The sequence below is a fragment of the Micromonospora sp. L31 genome (assembly GCF_052068075.1).
In the GTDB taxonomy this organism is placed as follows: Bacteria; Actinomycetota; Actinomycetes; order Mycobacteriales; family Micromonosporaceae; genus Micromonospora; species Micromonospora purpureochromogenes.
Window position 1 is genome coordinate 1 of record NZ_JBQHDC010000031.1, and the last position, 769, is coordinate 769.

At 66.4% G+C, this 769-nt stretch carries 1 pseudogene; it reads right to left on the reverse strand.

Features of this window, described 5'->3' with window-relative positions:
• A pseudogene (locus tag ACTMS9_RS30640) lies at nt 1–356 on the reverse strand (hypothetical protein); the annotation flags it as partial.
• Nucleotides 357–769: the final 413 nt, after the last annotated feature.

Below are 769 nucleotides of genomic sequence, written 5' to 3' on the forward strand. Positions count from 1 at the left end.
TCGATCAGCTTCTCGTCGTCACACGGCACCTCCCGCACCCGACCGTGCTCGTCACGATCCCGGTCCTTGTCCCGGTCCCGGCGGTCCTCGCCCCTTTCCCGGTCCTTGCGGTCCTCGCCCCGCTCCTCGGCGTCGCGGTCCCGACCGTCGTCCTTCGTGAGCTGCTGAGCCGTGGACCACTTCAGGTCGGTCAACCGGTGGGCGCCGGTAACCCCGGTGGTCGCGTAGGCGACCCCTGCGAGGCTGACCGCTCCTGTCAGGCCGACAACGCCGGTGGCGAGCCAGATCCGACGACGACGAAGCGGGGAGGCTGTCTCGCGGGTGGCGTCATCGTTATTGCGAAGGTAGTTGGACATCGGAGCTCTCTGCCCTCTCCTTGTACCCGACAAGGTCGCTTCGCCACGGCGAGGCGGCCTTCGCTACAAATCGGTTGTAGCTGCTGAACAACAACGTATGAGAACCTTCTTCACCTCGTGGGCGTATACGAAAAAAGCCCACATTAGGTATGTGGGCGGTGCAGCCGACAGCAGGGCGGACGGCGGTGCAGCAGAGGTGTCACCGGTGGCGAAGGACGTCGCGGAGGGCGAAAGCGCGTGACGGGCGGCCGGGCCCTTCGGGGCGATGCCTCCCGGTAGGGGTGGGGGAGTCCCTTCCCGCCGAGGCGGGAAGGGACTCCCTGGTCGTGCGTCGGCTCAGTTGAAGCAGTCCTTGACGGTGCCGGCGCAGTTGGTGGGGTCGTTGTTGGTCACGGTCGACTTGTCGTCGAGCT